Below are 15,244 nucleotides of genomic sequence, written 5' to 3' on the forward strand. Positions count from 1 at the left end.
CGGCGTGAACTTTCAGCGCGGACGGAAACGCAGCAGCGCCACCGCGAAGGCCAGGAACACGCTGCCCACCAGGCGCTCGAACCAGCGCTGCGCGAAGGGCCTGGCCAGCCAGCGACGCAGGCTGTGGCCGCCGGCGGCATACATCACGTACCAGAACAGCTCGCAGCTGGCGAAGGTGGCCACCAGCACGGTGTACTGCAGGCCCTGCGCACGCGCGGGATCGACGAACTGCGGCAGGAACGCGGCGGCGAACAACAGCAGCTTCGGGTTGCTCAGGCCCACCAGCAAACCACCACGGAAGACCGCCCCTGCACCGTGGACCGGCTCCAGCGGCGGCTCGCCTGCGCTGGCCGCCGGGGCCGGCCGACAACTGTCGCGCCACGCCTTGATGCCCAGCCAGGCCAGGTAGGCCACGCCGAGATAGCGCAGCACCTCGAACAGCATCGGCGAGGAACGCAGCAGCGCGCTCAGTCCGGCGGCGGAGGCGGCGAGCACCAGCAGCATGGCCAGCAGGCAGCCCGCCATGGCCGGCACGCTGCGGCGGAAACCCAGGCCGACGCTGCGGCCGAGGATATGCAGCATGTTCGGGCCCGGCGTGCCACACAGCACGAAGACCGTGGCGAGGAACCACCACCAGGTTTGCAGGGCCATTGCCGTTCTCGACGCGGGAAGCCCACCAGCTTACGGGCTGCCGCCGCGCGGCGGTACGTACAGGCGGGTGCGCGATCGACGGTTACAGAAGGCGGCCAGCATGCGAGGGCCGGTCTGTGCTGCAATGCGGCTTCCAGCACGGAGACACGCATGAAGACCCTGGGCCTGATCGGCGGCATGAGCTGGGAAAGCTCGGCGCAGTACTACCGCCTCATCAACGAGGATGTCCGCCAGCGGCTGGGCGGGGCGCACTCGGCGCAGCTGCTGCTGTGGTCGGTGGATTTCGCCCGCATCAAGCAGCTGCAGCACGACGGCGACTGGGATGCGCTGGGCGCGGAGATGATCGATGCCGCGCGACGGCTGCAGGCGGGTGGCGCCGAGCTGCTGGTGGTCTGCACCAACACCATGCACAAGCTCGCGCCGCAGCTGGAAGCCGCCTGCCCGCTGCCGCTGCTGCACATCGCAGATCCCACCGCCGAGGCCATCCTTCGCACGGGCGTGCGCACGGTCGGCCTGCTCGGCACGGCGTTCACGATGGAAGAGGACTTCTACCGCGGCCGGCTGAGCGAGCGCTTCGGGCTGGAGGTGCTGGTGCCGGACGCCGACGACCGCCGCGACGTGCACGACATCATCTACCGCGAGCTGATTGCCGGGGTGGTCAGCGAGGCCTCGCGTCAGGTGTATGTGGAAGTGATCCAGCGCCTGGTCGCGCGTGGCGCCGAAGCGATCATCCTGGGCTGCACCGAAATCATGCTGCTGGTCCGCGCGCAGGACAGCCCGGTGCCGTTGTTCGACACCACCACCCTGCACGCGCGCGCCGCCGTGGATGCCGCGCTGGCCAGGGGTCGGATCCCTTCGCAACGCGAAGGGCTCTGACCCCGTCTTTCAGCCTTCGCGTATTTCCAGCGCGGTCACCAGCCATTCGACCACCGCGGGCGAATCACACAGGAAGAACACCGCGTCGCCGCTGCGTGCTTCGCTCAGCATGCGATACACGCTGATGGCCGTGGCCGCCTGGTTGGCAATGAAGACTTCGGTGCTGCGAGGCCCCTCGACCTGCCGCGATTCGCGCTGCAGCGCCTGGCGCGCGGCAACGGTTTCGGCCGGTTCGGCTTCGCGGCTGAGGTCCTCGCCGCGCAGGCCCCAGGACACAAAGACACGCTTGTCCTTGAACGTGGTGTCCAGGACATGGACGCCGGCCGTGCCTGCGCCAGCCGAGCGATGAATGACGATACTGCTGATCAACGCAACCCCCTGTGGTCGTCGTGGTCCGCGCATCTTCCAGCACGCCCGCCGCAACAGCCGGTGTCGGGTGCGGGAGGATGCCGATGCGATCGGATGTGCGCCGATGATAAGGGAAGTACCGCGCCGCATGGGCCGCGGGCCTGAACGCCCGGTATCAGGTGGCAACGGGCAGGTAAGGCGCGACCCGCAACTCCAGCAGCGCCATCAGCGCCGGGTCCATGCAACGGTAGTCGTCAGGAACGTCCAGGCAGTGCAGCGGCGTGTGTTCCAGCAACCGAGGGAAGGCTGCCTGAAGACGATGCTGGTGCTTGGTCTCCATGACGAAGATGACATCGGCCCAGCGGATATCCGCCGGGCTGATGGGATGGCGTGCATGCGGGCTGGTACCCGCCGAACGTGCCGCAAAGCCAGGCCGCCGTCGCCACATGGCTTCGGCGGTCGGGCTGCGCAGCTGGTTGCGGCTGCAGACAAACAGAAGGTTGATCATCCCTGCTCCAGCAGCTGCGTCGTGCTGAGGATGGGATAGGTAAACCCCAACTGGCGCGCGCGGATCAGCTTGGCGCCGCGCGTGTACAGCAGCTTCCAGTTCTTCTCGGGCTTGAAGGCCTGCACCGGTGCAGGACGGTCACCGCCGTGCAGGCGCGCCCTGGCACGACGCCAGGCTCGGGTTCTTGCAGTTTCCATGATGTTTTCTCGTGAGTACCGGGTTCAGCAGCCGCGGTAGTACGAGTGGTGTGCAGGATACAACGCAACGACAAAAAAGCCCACGCATCGCTGCGCAGGCTTTCTGTTTCATCACAGTGGTCGGGACGGCCGGATTCGAACCGACGACCCTCTGCCCCCCAGGCAGATGCGCTACCAGGCTGCGCTACGCCCCGACTGATGCTGCGATGTGCCCGCCAGTGCGGCGGGCCGTGAAGTATAGCGGATTACGCGGGGTTTGGATCACCGGCGAAGCAATTGCAGCACTTCTTCCAGCTCCATGCGCACCTGCTTGATGATCTGGTTGCTCAGCGCGGATTCCTCGCGCGCATCCGGACCCTCCAGGCGCAGGCGCGCGCCACCGATGGTGTAACCCTGTTCGTACAGCAGGCTGCGGATCTGCCGCACCATCAGCACGTCGTGGCGCTGGTAGTAGCGACGGTTGCCACGGCGCTTGGCCGGCTCAAGGCTGGGAAACTCGGTTTCCCAGTAGCGCAGTACGTGCGGCTTGACGTCGCACAGCTCGCTTACTTCACCAATGGTGAAGTAGCGCTTGGCCGGGATCGGCGGTAGTTCGCGGTTACTGCCCGGATCCAGCATAAGCTTCCACCCTCTCCTTGAGCTTCTGGCCCGGACGGAAGGTGACCACCGTACGGGCGGAAATCGGAATTTCCTCGCCGGTCTTGGGGTTGCGACCCGGGCGCTGGTTCTTGCGCCGCAGATCGAAATTACCGAAGCCGGACAGCTTCACCTGACGTCCCTGTTCCAACGCTTCACGCAGCACATCGAAGAACGCGTCGACGAATTCCTTGGCTTCCCGCTTGTTCAGACCGACTTCGTCGAACAGCTTTTCCGCCATCTCCGCCTTGGTCAATGCCATTGCCTGCTACCCCTGAGTGCTTCCCGCTCAGCCGCGGATCCGTGCGTGGTGTTCACGCTCGATCGCAGTGACCGCCTCGGCCACCACCGCTTCCACGTCGCGGTCCGTCAGAGTGCGCGACTTGTCCTGCAAAATCAAGCCCATAGCGAGACTCTTGAATCCCGGCTCGACCCCCTGGCCGACGTAGCGGTCGAACAGGTTCAGCTCGCGCAGCAGCGGGCCGGCGGCTTGGCGGATGGTCGCGGCCAGGTCGCTCCAGTCCACCTGGTCAGGCACCAGGAATGCGAGGTCGCGACGCACGGCCGGGAAGCGCGACAGCTCGCCGGCACGCGGCAGGGCGCGGGCCGACAGCGCCTCCAGGTCCAGCTCGAAGGCATAGACGTCGGCATCGATGTCCATGGCCTTGGCCAGGCGCGGGTGGATCTGGCCGATCCAGCCGATCACCACGCCATCGCGGTACACCTCGGCCGAGCGGGCCGGGTGGCCGAAGGCGCGGGTCGAGGGGCGGAATTCGAGCACGGCACCGCTGGCGGCGGCCAGCGATTCCAGGTCGCCCTTCAGGTCATGGAAGTCGACCTTGCGGGTCGGCAGGCCCCACTGCACGGCCTGCGCATCGCCACAGACGGCGGCGGCCACGCGCGGGGTTTCCAGCGGTGCGGGCCGGCTTTCGCCGGGCGACGTCTCGCCGGTCTGCTGGGCGAACACCCGGCCGACCTCGAACAGGCGCACGCGGCCCAGCTGGCGGGCGGCATTGCGGCCCAGGGTGGCGACCAGGCCCGGCAGCAGCGCCGGGCGCATCACCGCCAGCTCGGCCGACAGCGGGTTGGCCAGCGGCACCAGGTTGTCGCGCAGCTGCCACTGGATCAGCAATGCATCGTCGACGAAGGCAAAGTTCAGGGTTTCCTGCAGGTCGCGGGCGACCAGCTGGCGACGCACGCTCAGCACGTCCAGCTGGGTCTCGGTCGGCATCGCCACGCGCGCCGCGCCACCCGGCAGGGTGGTCGGGATCTGCTCGTAGCCGTGGATGCGGGCCAGTTCCTCGATCAGGTCTTCTTCGATGGCGATGTCGAAGCGACGGCTCGGCGCGGTCACCTGCCAGCCTTCGCCGGCCGCGGTCACACCCATGCCCAGCGCGCGCAGGATGCGCTCGACTTCGGCGTCTTCAATGGCGATGCCCAGCACGCGGGTGATGCGGGCGCGGCGCAGGGTGATCGTCGCTGCCTGCGGCAGATCAGCCTCGCGCACGGCCTCGGTAACCGGCGCCGGGGTACCGCCGGCCAGGTCCAGCACCAGGCGGGTGGCGTATTCGATGGCGGTGCGCGGCAGCGCCGGGTCGACGCCACGCTCGAAGCGGTGGCCGGCATCGGTGTGCAGGCCCAGCTTGCGGCCACGGCCCATGATGGCGGCCGGCGCGAAGTGCGCGGCCTCCAGGAACACGGCGGTGGTATCGTCGGTGACGCGGGTGTCGAAGCCACCCATCAGGCCGGCCAGGCCGACCGCACGGTCGGCGTCGGTCACCACCAGGAAGCTCTCGTCCAGCACCGCATCGCGGCCGTCCAGCAGCTTGATGGCTTCGCCGGCGCGCGAACGGCGCACGCCGATGCTGCCCTGCAGGGTGCCCAGGTCGTAGGCGTGCATCGGCTGGCCCAGTTCCAGCATCACGTACTGGGTGATGTCGACCAGCAGCGAGACCGGACGCACGCCGCTGCGGCGCAGGCGCTCGGCCATCCACAGCGGGGTCTTGGCGGCGGCGTTGACGCCTTCGATGACGCGGCCCAGGTAACGCGGCGCTTCGGCGCCGGCGTCGAGCTGGATGGACAGCTCACGGCTGCCGACCGCGGCAATGGCGTCGGCGGCGAAATCCAGCACTTCGCTGCGGGTGGCCGCGGCCACGTCGTAGGCGATGCCACGCACGCTGAAGCAGTCGGCGCGATTCGGGGTCAGCTTGATCTCGATGCTGGCGTCCGGCAGGCCCAGGTACTCGACCAGGGTATGACCGACCGACGCGTCATCAGGCAGTTCCAGCAGGCCCGAGGCATCGGTGTCCAGGCCCAGTTCCTTGGCCGAGCACAGCATGCCGTTGGATTCGACGCCGCGCAGCTTGGCCGGCTTGATCGCCAGATCGCCGATCTGCGCGCCGACCATGGCCAGCGGTGCAACCAGGCCCGGGCGCGCGTTCGGCGCACCGCAGACGATCTGCAGCAGTTCGCCCTGCCCTGCGTCGACCTTGCACACCTGCAGGCGGTCGGCTTCGGGATGGCGCACGGCTTCGACGATGCGTGCCACGACCACGTGCTGCAGGCCGTTGCCGAGCGCGGTCACTTCTTCCACTTCCAGGCCGATGGCGGTCAGCACCGCGCTCAGTTCATCGCGCGAGGCGGAGGTCGGGACGTGGCTGCGCAGCCAGTTTTCGGAGAATTTCATGGTGTCACCCTGGTGGGCCCGGCGCATGCGCCTGGGCCTGCGAATTTAGGAGCAGCCGAGCATGGCTCGGCTCTACATGGTTGCGGCTTACGCGAACTGTTTCAGGAACCGCACGTCGTTCTCGAAGAACGCGCGCAGGTCGTTGACGCCGTAGCGCAGCATCGCAAAGCGCTCCACGCCCAGGCCGAAGGCGAAGCCGGTGTAGCGCTCCGGATCGATGCCGACGTTGCGCAGCACGTTCGGGTGGACCATGCCGCAGCCCAGCACTTCCAGCCAGCGGGTGCTGCCGTCGGGCTGCTGCCAGGCGATGTCCACTTCCGCGCCGGGTTCAACGAACGGGAAGTAGCTGGGGCGGAAGCGCATTTCGAAATCGCGCTCGAAGAAGGCACGGACGAATTCGGCCAGCGTGCCCTTCAGGTCGGCGAAGGTGGAGTGCTCATCCACGAGCAGGCCTTCGACCTGGTGGAACATCGGCGAATGGGTCTGGTCGCTGTCGCTGCGGTACACCTTGCCGGCGGCGATCATGCGCAGCGGCGGCTGGTGCTCGCCCATGTAGCGCACCTGCACACCGGAGGTATGCGTGCGCAGCAGGCGGCCATCGCCGAAGTAGAAGGTGTCGTGCATGGCGCGCGCCGGGTGGTGCGGCGGGAAGTTCAGCGCCTCGAAGTTGTGCCAGTCGTCCTCGATTTCCGGACCCTCGGACAGCTCGTAGCCCAGCCGGCCGAAGATGCCGGTGATGCGTTCCAGGGTGCGGGTAATCGGGTGCAGGCCGGCACGGTCGCCGTTGCGACCCGGCAGGGTGATGTCGATCGCTTCGGCGGCCAGTCGCGCATCCAGTGCGGCGTTTTCCAGCACGGCCTTGCGCTCGCCCAGCGCGCTGGACAGCGCGTCACGGGCCTGGTTGATGGCTTCACCGGCGGCCTTGCGCTCGTCGGCCGGCAGGGTGCCGAGCTGCTTGAGCTGGGCGGTGATGCTGCCGCTCTTGCCGAGCAGGGCCACGCGCAGCTGTTCCAGCACGTCGGGGCTCTGTGCGGCGGCCACATCGGCCAGCGCCTGGGTGGTGAGGGATTGGATGTCGCTCATGGGGGGCCGGAACTCCAGTCGGTCTGCCATCGCGATGCGCGAAGGGCCGACCCCTGTCGCCACCGCCGGTCCCCGCACCGCGCGCCTGCGGCGTTGCCGGGACCCAAAAAAGAATGGGGAAGGACTTGCGCCCTTCCCCATGCATTGCCTCTACCTGACACCGTTCCCGTTGAACGGCAACGGCATCGGGAAGGACTTATGCCGCCAGTGCGCCCTTGGCCTTTTCGGCCAGTGCAGCAAAACCAGCTGCGTCGTGCACGGCGATATCAGCCAGGACCTTGCGGTCCAGGGTGATGCCGGCCTTCAGCAGGCCGTTCATGAAGCGGCTGTAGCTCAGGCCGTTGATGCGGGCAGCCGCATTGATACGGGTGATCCACAGCGAACGGAAGTTGCGCTTCTTCTGCTTACGGCCGATGTAGGCGTACTGCTGTGCCTTGATGACCGCCTGCTTGGCGACGCGGAAGACCTTGCGACGGGCATTGTAGTAGCCCTTCGCCAGATCAAGGATTTTCTTGTGGCGGCGACGCGCCTGTACGCCACGCTTAACTCGTGCCATTTTTCAGTTCCTCAGAGGTAAGGGAGCATGCGGTCCAGACGGCCTGCGTCTTCTGCACGGACATGGCCCGTCTGACGCAGATTACGCTTACGCTTGGTCGCTTTCTTCGTGAGGATGTGGCTACGGTTGGCGTGGCCGCACTTGTACTTGCCCGAGGCGGTCTTGCGGAAACGCTTGGCCGCTGCCCGGTTGGTCTTGATCTTGGGCATTGCAATGTCCTTGATGGGGGTGACCCTGGTTTCTGACTGATCTGGCGGTGGCCGTGGCCACTCTTTCCGTCCTGCCATGATCGGCGTACGACCCGTCCTGGGTGGGTCGAGCCGGGCATGATACAGGCAAAACCGCCCTGTCACCAGCCCCTGCAACCCTTTTTCCGTCCTGCTGCAAAAGCAAAGGGACGCCAATGGCGTCCCTTCATCCTGAACCATTCAGCCAGGCGCCCCGAAAGGCAGCCCTGCAGGCCTCAGGTCTTCTTCTTCGGCGCGATCATCATGACCATCTGACGCCCTTCCAGGCGCGGACGGGATTCGATGACGATGTCCTCGCCCAGATCGGTCTCGATCCGGTTGGCCATCTCGCGACCCAGTTCCTGGTGGCTCATTTCACGGCCACGGAAGCGGATGTTGACCTTGATCTTGTCGCCTTCCTCAAGGAAACCACGCATCTTGCGCAGCTTGATCTGGTAGTCGCCCTCGTCCGTGACCGGACGGAACTTCACTTCCTTGATCTCGACCTGCTTGGTCTTCTTCTTGGCCTCGCTGGCCTTCTTCTGCGCTTCGAACTTGAACTTGCCGAAATCCATGATCTTGCAGACCGGCGGATCGGCCTGCGGCTGGATTTCAACCAGGTCCAGGCCTTCATCTTCGGCCATGGACAGCGCTTCGTCGCGCGACAACACGCCGATCATTTCTCCGTCACTGCCGATCACGCGGACGCGCGGCACTCGGATTTCCTGATTCTTGCGGTTCTGTTTGTTGTCAGGGGTGCTGATATTACGTTCTCCCAAGGGTATCGAACCGGTCCGGGTGCCTGTGCGCCCGGACCGGACCTTTGCTTACGCGCCCTCGGCCTGGAGCCGCTCGATGAAGGCCTGCAGGCTCATGCTGCCAAGGTCTTCGCCAGAACGCGTACGCACCGCCACAGCTCCATTTTCCTTCTCGCGGTCACCGATGACCAGCAGGTAAGGCACGCGCTGCAACGTATGCTCGCGGATTTTATAGCCGATCTTCTCGTTACGCAAATCGGAGCTGACGCGGAAGCCTTGCTCCGCAAGGGTTTTGGTCACGCCTGCGACGTATTCAGCCTGGGCGTCGGTGATGTTGGCCACCACCACCTGGGTTGGGGCCAGCCAGACCGGGAACTGGCCGGCGTGGTGCTCGATCAGGATGCCCAGGAAACGCTCCATCGAGCCGACGATGGCACGGTGCAGCATGACCGGGTGCTTCTTCTGGCTGTTTTCGTCCACGTACTCGGCGCCCAGGCGGCCCGGCATCATGAAGTCGACCTGCATGGTGCCCAGCTGCCAGGTACGGCCGATCGCGTCCTTCAGGTGGTACTCGATCTTCGGGCCGTAGAAGGCACCCTCGCCCGGCAGCTCCTGCCATTCCACGCCACAGGCGGTCAGCGCCGAGCGCAGCGCGCCTTCGGCCTTGTCCCAGGTGGCGTCGTCACCCAGGCGCGATTCCGGGCGCAGGGCGATCTTGATCTGGATCTCGTCGAAACCGAAGTGCTGGTAGACCGCCAGCGCCTGCTGGTGGAACGCGGTCACTTCCGATTCGATCTGGTTCTCGGTGCAGAACACATGACCGTCGTCCTGGGTGAAACCACGCACGCGCAGGATGCCGTGCAGCGCGCCGGACGGCTCGTTGCGGTGGCAGGAACCGAACTCGCCGTAGCGGATCGGAAGGTCGCGGTAGCTGTGCAGGCCCTGGTTGAACACCTGGACATGGCCCGGGCAGTTCATCGGCTTGACCGCGTAGGTGCGCTTCTCCGATTCGGTGAAGAACATGTTGTCCTGGTAGTTGTCCCAGTGGCCGGACTTCTTCCACAGGCTCACGTCCAGGATCTGCGGGCAGCGCACTTCGCCGTAGCCGCTGCTGCGGTAGACCTTGCGCATGTACTGCTCGACCACCTGCCACAGCGCCCAGCCCTTGGGGTGCCAGAACACCAGGCCCGGGGCCTCTTCCTGCAGGTGGAACAGGTCCTGCTGCTTGCCGATGCGGCGGTGGTCGCGCATTTCGGCTTCCTCGATGCGCTTGATGTACGCCTCGAGCTGCTTCTTGTCGGCCCAGGCGGTGCCGTAGATGCGCTGCAGCTGTTCGTTCTGCGCATCGCCACGCCAGTAGGCACCGGAAATGCGGGTCAGCTTGAAGGCCTTCAGGAAGCGCGTGTTCGGCACGTGCGGGCCGCGGCACATGTCCACGTATTCCTGGTGGTAGTACATGCCCATCGCCTGGATGTCGTCGGACATGTCCTCGATCAGGCGCAGCTTGTAGTCCTCGCCACGGGCCTTGAAGATCTCGACCACTTCAGCGCGCGGCGTCACCTTCTTGATGACGTCGTAGTCCTGGGCGATCAGCTCGCCCATGCGCTTCTCGATGGCGGCCATGTCTTCCGGCGTGAACGGGCGCTCGGAATAGATGTCGTAGTAGAAGCCCTCGGCGATGACCGGGCCGATCACCATCTTGACGTCCGGGTACAGCTGCTTGACGGCGTGGCCGACCAGGTGGGCGCAGGAGTGGCGGATGATTTCCACGCCCTCCTCGTCCTTGGCGGTGATGATGCGCAGGCTGGCATCGTGGTCGATGACGTCGCTGGCATCGACCAGCACGCCATCAACGGCGCCGGCGATGGTGGCCTTGGCCAGGCCGGCGCCGATCGACTGGGCGACGTCCATGACGCTGACGGGATTTTCGAATTCGCGGCGGCTGCCGTCGGGAAGGGTGATATTGATCATCGCAATGGCTTCGTGCGGGGCCCGCTCGGGCGGGCTGGAAAGCGTTCCGGGCGGTGCCCGGGCAATAAAAAAGCGCCGCGAGGGCGCCTGCGGAACAGGGCCTTCGGGGGCAGGTCAGCGGTGGGCGGTGGTAGTGCTCATGTCGCACGCTCGGCCGGCGCTGGGCGCGGGCCACCTTGTTCCAGTCAGGGTTCTACGTCGATCTTAAACCAGCGCGCGGCAAAGCCCAAGCCAGCCGGGCCGCGCGCCTGCCGGGACGGCTGAATGGCGTTCGCTGGCGGGGCCAGATGTCAATGATTACCATACGCAGGCGTTTCTCACTCGCGTGTGGCGCGCCCCTTCCCGGCCCTGGATCCGCCCATGTCTACGCAGTCGCTGCCGGTCCGTACCGGCCTGTTCCGTGCCCCACTGTCCGCCCTCGCGGTTGCCCTGGCCGTTGCCGCATCCGGCACGCTTCCGGCGCTGGCCCGGGCCGATGAGGCGCGCACCCTCGACACCGTGCAGGTAACCGCGCCGATCGCCACCGAAAGCGGCAGCGCGACCAAGACCGTCACCCCGCTGCGCGAGATTCCGCAGTCGATCTCGGTCATCACCGACCGGCAGATGCGCGACCGTGGCATCCACGGCGTGGAGGAAGCGGTGTGGTACACCGCCGGCGCCCAGGGCGGGCAGTACGGCGAGGACACCCGCAGCGACTGGCTGCTGGTGCGCGGTTTCAAGCCGGCCCGCTACCTGGATGGCCTGGCCACGGTGGAAGGCACCTGGACCGGCGAATCGCGCATCGAGCCCTACGGCCTGGAGCGCATCGATGTGTTGAAGGGCCCGGCCTCGGTCAACTACGGCGCGATGCCGCCGGGCGGCCTGGTCAACTTCGTCAGCAAGCGGCCCAGCGCCAACCCGCTGCAGGAAGTGGAACTGCAGGTCGGCAACTACGGCCTGAAGCAGGCCGCCTTCGACATCGGCGGCGCGCTCAACGACAGCGGCAGCGTGCTGTACCGCCTGGTCGGCCTGGCCCGCAACAGCGACAACGTCATCGACCAGGTGCATGACGACCGCTACTACCTCGCCCCGTCCATCACCTGGACGCCGGACGAAGCCAATTCGCTGACCGTGCTGGCCCGCTACCAGAAGAACGACACGGTCGAGACCGGCGGCTTCCTGCCCTACCAGGGCACGGTGGTACCCGGTGCAAATGGGCGTTACATCTCGCGCCACTTCTTCAGCGGCGAGCCGGGGGTGAACGACTACACCAAGGAAACCGCTTCGCTGGGCTATGAATTCCGCCACGATTTCGGCGACGGCACCGTGTTCAACCAGAACGTGCGCTACAGCTGGGCCGAAGTGGATGCCAGCCACGGCAGCCTGGGCCTGTTCGGCCTGGTGGCGCCGGACAGCACCGAGCTGGTGCGCTATTACTACCCGCGCATGGATACCTCCGAGAGCGTGTCCATCGACAACAACCTGACCTTCCGCTTCCACAGCGGCCGCGTCGAGCACACCGTGCTGGCCGGGCTGGACTACCGCCGCGCGCGCGACGATTACGCCTCGGCATTCCTGTTTGGCGCCCCCACCCTCGATGCCTACAACCCGGTGTACGGCGCGCCGGTGCAGGTGCCCGACTACACCTCGCGACAGGTGCAGACGCAGGGCACGCTGGGCCTGTACCTGCAGGACCAGATCCGCATCGACCGCTGGCTGGTGACCCTGGCTGGCCGCCAGGACTGGGTCGGCACCGATACCGAACAGCGCATCGGCGGCACCGGCACCGCGCACCAGAGCGATGACCAGTTCTCCGGCCGGGTCGGCGTGAACTACCTGTTCGACAACGGCGTCAGCCCCTACGTCAGCTGGTCGCAGTCGTTCCAGACCACCATCGGCACCGATTTCGAAGGCCGCGCATTCGTGCCGACCACCGGCGAGCAGTTCGAGGCGGGCGTGAAGTACCAGCCCGAAGGCGGCCGCCTGCTGCTGACCGCGGCTGCCTACCAGATCGAGCAGGACAACACGCTCACCGTCGACCCGCAGCACACCCTGTTCTCGATCCAGCAGGGCCAGACCCGCGTGCGCGGTGCCGAGCTGGAAGGCCGCTGGAACATCGGCCAAGGCCTGAGCGTGTACGGCAGCTACACCCGCCTGGACGCCAAGGTCCGCCGCAGCACCGATGCCGCCTCGCTGGGCAAGCGGGTGGCGCTGGTACCGAAGGAAAGCGCCTCGCTCGGCGCCGACTACACCTTCACTGCCGGCGCCCTGAGCGGCTTCGGCTTCGGTGCGGGCGTGCGTTACAACGGCGGCATCTACGGCGACATCTACAACGATTGGTATACCCCGTCGTTCACCCTGTTCGATGCCAGCGTGCATTACGACCGTGGCCCGTGGCGCCTGCAGGTGAACGCCGCCAATGCCACCGACAAGAAGTACGTGTCGGCCTGCAACAGCGCCACCTGGTGCTATTACGGCTATCCGCGCACCGTCACCGCCAGCCTGCGTTACCAGTGGTGAGCCGACGATGATCACCGTGGGCCTGTCGACGCTGGGCTTCTGCAGCCTGGCCGTGCTGTCGGCGATGTTTTCCGCGCTGGCGTTCTACGCGGCCTCGCCGCACTGCCGCTGGCCACGCCTGCGCCGCGCCGGCCGCCTGGGCCGGCAGATCGGCCTGGTCGCCGCGGTAGCCTCGCTGTGGCTGTGGATGGCCGAGCTGGGCGTTGCCGCCGGCCTGGTGGCGATGCTGTGCACCTGGATGCTGGTGGCTCTGCTGCTGCCGGCGCTGGCCGCCTGGCACCGCCCGGCGATGGATGGCAGCGCACGGGAGCCGCGCTGATGTGGATGCGCGCCCTGTCCGGCATCTTCGTCGGGTTTTTCCTTGCCGCCGCTGCCACCGGCCTGCTGACCTGGCTGCCGCCGGGGCCGTGGCCGAGCGCGGTGGTGCCGGCCCTGATCGCCTTCGTCCCGCTATGGATGCTGGCGGCGCTGTGGGCCTTCAGTTTCCGCACCGTGGCGCGCGCCTGGCTGGTGCCTGCCAGCTGCGCCGCCGCCGGGTTCGCCGTGTTGTGGCTGCTGCGCCTGAGCGGCGCGGTGCAATGAGAACGAGCGCATGAAATTCAGTTCGCAGACCCTGCGTACCTTCACCACCCTGCACACCTGGGTCGGCCTGGTGGCCGGCTTCGGCCTGTTCGTGGCGTTCTATGCCGGCGCCCTCACTCTGTTCCACCACGATCTGCCGGTGTGGCAGACGCCGGGGGCAGCCAGCGTGCTGCCGGCCGGGCTGGACGACGCGCAGTACCTGCTGGACGACGTGCTGGCCAAGCACCCGGAAGCACGCCGCCATGTCGGCATGACCTTCCCCGGTGCCGAGCACCCGCAGCCGCTGGCCTACTGGCAGGGCGCCGACGGCGGCTGGCGCTATGCCTGGCCCGGCAACACCGGCGGCAGCGCCACGCCACCGCAGGCGGGCCTGGCCGAGCTGGTCAACGAACTGCACTACAGCCTGGGCCTGCCGGTGGCCGGCATCTACGTGATGGGCATCGTCAGCCTGCTGTACGGCATGGCCCTGCTCAGCGGACTGGTCATCCACCTGCCCAAGCTGCTGGGCGACCTGTTCGCGCTGCGCCCGGGCCGCAACCTCAAGCAGATGTGGCAGGACGCGCACAACGTGATCGGCGTGCTCAGCCTGCCGTTCCACCTGATGTTCGCGGTGACCGGTGCCCTGCTCTGCCTGGTCTTCATCCAGATCGCCCTGCTCAACCCGCTCATCTTCGAAGGCAAGGCCATGCAGGTGGTGCCGGCGGCGATGGATACCGCGCCGGTGCGCGAAGCTGCGGGCGTGCCGGCCGCGCCGGGCAGCCTGCGCGAGCTGCATGCGCGTGCGCTCGAGGTGGCCCGCGCACAGGGCGTGGCCGATTTCGAACCGGCTTACCTGAAGCTGGCCAATGGCGGCGATGCCAACGCCACCATCGAGATCACCGGCGAATCCAGCGGCACGCTGGGCCCGCTCGGCTCGGTGGCGCTGGACGTGGCCAGCGGCCGCGTGCTGGCCAGCCAGCTGCCGGGCCATCGCGATGCCAACCACGCCACGCTCAGCGCGGCCTATGCCCTGCACTTCGGCGAATTCGGCAACGGCGTGGTGGTCTGGCTGTACTTCCTGCTGGGGCTGGGCGGTGCCTTCCTGTTCTATTCGGGCAACCTGCTGTGGATCGAATCGCGACGCAAGCGCCGGCAGCCGCAGCAGCCGCGCGCAGGGGTGAACATGGCGCGGGCCACGGTAGGCGTGTGCATCGGCCTGTGCGTGGCGATCTCGGTGGCCTTCGTCACCGCGCTGGTGCTTGAACACGTGGCCCCGGCGACGGTGGACCACGGCATCCGCTGGGCCTGCTTCGGCACCTGGGCGGCGTGTGCGCTGTGGGCCGCCGTGCGCCGGCCGGCACAGGCCGCGCGTGAACTGCTGTGGGCCGCGGCCATCAGCACCGCGCTGGTGCCGGTGATGCATGGCGCGCTCAGTGGCGACTGGCCGTGGCTGACCGCCGCACGCGGGTTGTGGCCGCTGTTCTGGATCGACATGGTGGCCCTGGCGATGGCCTTTGGCTTCGCCCGGCTGGCAGTGGCCAGCCAGCGCCGCGCCCGCGATGGCGACCCCAACAGCGTGTGGGCCAATTGAGGAAACCGCCGGGCATGGCCCGGCGCTACCGGTACGCAACGCCCCGGTAGAGTCGAGCTTGCTCGACTGCTGTTGCCTCCGCGCCAAGAGCAGTCG

At 67.1% G+C, this 15,244-nt stretch carries 17 protein-coding genes and 1 tRNA gene; 5 read left to right on the forward strand and 13 right to left on the reverse strand.

What is annotated here, in order from left to right; translation table 11 throughout:
• Positions 1-12: 12 nt before the first annotated feature.
• Positions 13-651, reverse strand: coding sequence for a LysE family translocator (locus C1925_RS14070; RefSeq protein WP_108769431.1), 639 nt, complete (start codon positions 649-651; stop codon positions 13-15).
• Positions 652-801: 150 nt separating this feature from the next.
• Between C1925_RS14070 and C1925_RS14075 the strand changes: the two genes are divergently transcribed.
• Positions 802-1,527 (forward strand): aspartate/glutamate racemase family protein, encoded by a 726-nt coding sequence (locus C1925_RS14075; RefSeq protein WP_108769432.1) that lies wholly within the window; start codon positions 802-804, stop codon positions 1,525-1,527.
• Between the two features lie 9 nt (positions 1,528-1,536).
• On the opposite strand, the gene C1925_RS14080 is transcribed toward C1925_RS14075, so the two are convergent.
• The 12 genes from C1925_RS14080 to thrS all read right to left on the reverse strand — a co-directional run bounded on the left by C1925_RS14080 (position 1,537) and on the right by thrS (position 10,497).
• The gene (locus C1925_RS14080; RefSeq protein WP_108769433.1) at positions 1,537-1,929 is read right to left on the reverse strand and encodes a hypothetical protein; all 393 of its coding nucleotides are present in this window, start codon (positions 1,927-1,929) and stop codon (positions 1,537-1,539) included.
• Between the two features lie 121 nt (positions 1,930-2,050).
• Positions 2,051-2,383 carry a phosphotyrosine protein phosphatase gene (locus tag C1925_RS14085; protein ID WP_108769434.1) on the reverse strand — a complete coding sequence of 111 codons (333 nt, stop codon included), beginning with the start codon at positions 2,381-2,383 and terminating at the stop codon, positions 2,051-2,053.
• A complete protein-coding gene (locus tag C1925_RS14090; protein ID WP_108769435.1) occupies positions 2,380-2,580 on the reverse strand; it encodes a hypothetical protein in 201 nt (66 codons plus the stop codon). Before C1925_RS14090 ends, C1925_RS14085 begins: the two co-directional genes overlap by 4 nt.
• A gap of 117 nt (positions 2,581-2,697) precedes the next feature.
• Positions 2,698-2,774 (reverse strand) — tRNA-Pro (locus tag C1925_RS14095).
• Positions 2,775-2,841: 67 nt separating this feature from the next.
• Entirely contained in the window at positions 2,842-3,198 is a 357-nt protein-coding gene (locus C1925_RS14100; RefSeq protein WP_053518690.1) for a MerR family transcriptional regulator, read from the reverse strand.
• Positions 3,179-3,478, reverse strand: coding sequence for an integration host factor subunit alpha (locus C1925_RS14105; protein WP_005410432.1), 300 nt, complete (start codon positions 3,476-3,478; stop codon positions 3,179-3,181). The genes C1925_RS14100 and C1925_RS14105 overlap by 20 nt, the downstream gene beginning before the upstream one ends.
• A 27-nt stretch (positions 3,479-3,505) precedes the next feature.
• Entirely contained in the window at positions 3,506-5,902 is a 2,397-nt protein-coding gene (pheT, locus tag C1925_RS14110; RefSeq protein ID WP_108770724.1) for a phenylalanine--tRNA ligase subunit beta, read from the reverse strand.
• An 87-nt stretch (positions 5,903-5,989) separates the two neighbouring features.
• On the reverse strand, positions 5,990-6,985 hold the full coding sequence (gene pheS, locus C1925_RS14115; RefSeq protein WP_079222585.1) for a phenylalanine--tRNA ligase subunit alpha: 996 nt from the start codon (positions 6,983-6,985) through the stop codon (positions 5,990-5,992).
• A gap of 196 nt (positions 6,986-7,181) precedes the next feature.
• The gene (rplT, locus tag C1925_RS14120; RefSeq protein ID WP_005410435.1) at positions 7,182-7,541 is read right to left on the reverse strand and encodes a 50S ribosomal protein L20; all 360 of its coding nucleotides are present in this window, start codon (positions 7,539-7,541) and stop codon (positions 7,182-7,184) included.
• An 11-nt stretch (positions 7,542-7,552) separates the two neighbouring features.
• On the reverse strand, positions 7,553-7,750 hold the full coding sequence (gene rpmI / locus C1925_RS14125) for a 50S ribosomal protein L35 (protein WP_005410436.1): 198 nt from the start codon (positions 7,748-7,750) through the stop codon (positions 7,553-7,555).
• A 254-nt stretch (positions 7,751-8,004) separates the two neighbouring features.
• A complete protein-coding gene (gene infC / locus C1925_RS14130; protein ID WP_075076340.1) occupies positions 8,005-8,532 on the reverse strand; it encodes a translation initiation factor IF-3 in 528 nt (175 codons plus the stop codon).
• A gap of 63 nt (positions 8,533-8,595) precedes the next feature.
• Positions 8,596-10,497: a threonine--tRNA ligase gene (thrS, locus tag C1925_RS14135; RefSeq protein WP_108769436.1), complete on the reverse strand. Its 1,902-nt coding sequence runs from the start codon at positions 10,495-10,497 to the stop codon at positions 8,596-8,598.
• A 360-nt stretch (positions 10,498-10,857) separates the two neighbouring features.
• On the opposite strand from thrS, the gene C1925_RS14140 reads away from it, so the two are divergent.
• From C1925_RS14140 to C1925_RS14155, 4 genes are read left to right on the forward strand one after another with little or no spacing between them, the layout of a single operon-like run.
• Positions 10,858-12,996, forward strand: coding sequence for a TonB-dependent siderophore receptor (locus C1925_RS14140; RefSeq protein ID WP_108769437.1), 2,139 nt, complete (start codon positions 10,858-10,860; stop codon positions 12,994-12,996).
• 7 nt (positions 12,997-13,003) lie between these two features.
• A complete protein-coding gene (locus tag C1925_RS14145) occupies positions 13,004-13,315 on the forward strand; it encodes a hypothetical protein (protein ID WP_108769438.1) in 312 nt (103 codons plus the stop codon).
• Entirely contained in the window at positions 13,315-13,578 is a 264-nt protein-coding gene (locus C1925_RS14150) for a hypothetical protein (RefSeq protein WP_108769439.1), read from the forward strand. The genes C1925_RS14145 and C1925_RS14150 overlap by 1 nt, the downstream gene beginning before the upstream one ends.
• A 10-nt stretch (positions 13,579-13,588) precedes the next feature.
• Complete coding sequence (locus tag C1925_RS14155) at positions 13,589-15,148, forward strand: PepSY-associated TM helix domain-containing protein (RefSeq protein WP_108769440.1); 1,560 nt, start codon at positions 13,589-13,591, stop codon at positions 15,146-15,148.
• The last annotated feature ends 96 nt before the right edge of the window (positions 15,149-15,244 follow it).

This window comes from Stenotrophomonas sp. SAU14A_NAIMI4_5 (assembly GCF_003086795.1).
In the GTDB taxonomy this organism is placed as follows: Bacteria; Pseudomonadota; Gammaproteobacteria; order Xanthomonadales; family Xanthomonadaceae; genus Stenotrophomonas.

Bases quoted from the DNA above. Each gene is read 5' to 3' on its own strand.
- C1925_RS14070 (WP_108769431.1), bottom strand. From the start codon at position 651: ATGGCCCTGCAAACCTGGTGGTGGTTCCTCGCCACGGTCTTCGTGCTG.
- C1925_RS14075 (WP_108769432.1), top strand. From the start codon at position 802: ATGAAGACCCTGGGCCTGATCGGCGGCATGAGCTGGGAAAGCTCGGCG.
- C1925_RS14080 (WP_108769433.1), bottom strand. From the start codon at position 1,929: ATGCGCGGACCACGACGACCACAGGGGGTTGCGTTGATCAGCAGTATC.
- C1925_RS14085 (WP_108769434.1), bottom strand. From the start codon at position 2,383: ATGATCAACCTTCTGTTTGTCTGCAGCCGCAACCAGCTGCGCAGCCCG.
- C1925_RS14090 (WP_108769435.1), bottom strand. From the start codon at position 2,580: ATGGAAACTGCAAGAACCCGAGCCTGGCGTCGTGCCAGGGCGCGCCTG.
- C1925_RS14100 (WP_053518690.1), bottom strand. From the start codon at position 3,198: ATGCTGGATCCGGGCAGTAACCGCGAACTACCGCCGATCCCGGCCAAG.
- C1925_RS14105 (WP_005410432.1), bottom strand. From the start codon at position 3,478: ATGGCATTGACCAAGGCGGAGATGGCGGAAAAGCTGTTCGACGAAGTC.
- pheT (WP_108770724.1), bottom strand. From the start codon at position 5,902: ATGAAATTCTCCGAAAACTGGCTGCGCAGCCACGTCCCGACCTCCGCC.
- pheS (WP_079222585.1), bottom strand. From the start codon at position 6,985: ATGAGCGACATCCAATCCCTCACCACCCAGGCGCTGGCCGATGTGGCC.
- rplT (WP_005410435.1), bottom strand. From the start codon at position 7,541: ATGGCACGAGTTAAGCGTGGCGTACAGGCGCGTCGCCGCCACAAGAAA.
- rpmI (WP_005410436.1), bottom strand. From the start codon at position 7,750: ATGCCCAAGATCAAGACCAACCGGGCAGCGGCCAAGCGTTTCCGCAAG.
- thrS (WP_108769436.1), bottom strand. From the start codon at position 10,497: ATGATCAATATCACCCTTCCCGACGGCAGCCGCCGCGAATTCGAAAAT.
- C1925_RS14140 (WP_108769437.1), top strand. From the start codon at position 10,858: ATGTCTACGCAGTCGCTGCCGGTCCGTACCGGCCTGTTCCGTGCCCCA.
- C1925_RS14145 (WP_108769438.1), top strand. From the start codon at position 13,004: ATGATCACCGTGGGCCTGTCGACGCTGGGCTTCTGCAGCCTGGCCGTG.
- C1925_RS14150 (WP_108769439.1), top strand. From the start codon at position 13,315: ATGTGGATGCGCGCCCTGTCCGGCATCTTCGTCGGGTTTTTCCTTGCC.
- C1925_RS14155 (WP_108769440.1), top strand. From the start codon at position 13,589: ATGAAATTCAGTTCGCAGACCCTGCGTACCTTCACCACCCTGCACACC.